The organism is Paraburkholderia sp. SIMBA_027, from assembly GCF_046535315.1.
In the GTDB taxonomy this organism is placed as follows: domain Bacteria; phylum Pseudomonadota; class Gammaproteobacteria; order Burkholderiales; family Burkholderiaceae; genus Paraburkholderia; species Paraburkholderia tropica.
Genome location: NZ_JAWRWY010000538.1, coordinates 1 through 273, shown reverse-complemented (window position 1 = coordinate 273; position 273 = coordinate 1). Strand labels below are relative to the sequence as shown.

General features: G+C 66.3%; 1 protein-coding gene. It reads left to right on the top strand.

What is annotated here, in order from left to right; translation table 11 throughout:
- Nucleotides 1–273, top strand: a 273-nt coding sequence (locus SB764_RS40150; RefSeq protein WP_410866774.1) for a relaxase/mobilization nuclease domain-containing protein, incomplete at both ends; no start/stop codon positions are given.

Sequence of the window (273 nt, the reverse complement as noted above, 5' to 3'; positions counted from 1 at the left end):
CAGAGCTTCGGTCACGACGAGCTGGACCCCGACGATCCCGAGTCGTGGACGCGAGCGAATGAACTCGGCCGAGCGATCGCCGAGGACCGCTTCCCCGGCCGCCCCGTGCTCGTCGCCACCGAGATCAATGGCCGCTCTGGTTGCGTGCACAACCACATCATCGTCGGAGCAGTCCATGCGGAGACTGGCAAGAGCATCGACTCCAACCTGGTCACGCACGCGCGCCTAGCGATAGAGCACGACCGCGTCCTCGCCGAGCAGGGCTTCGTCCAG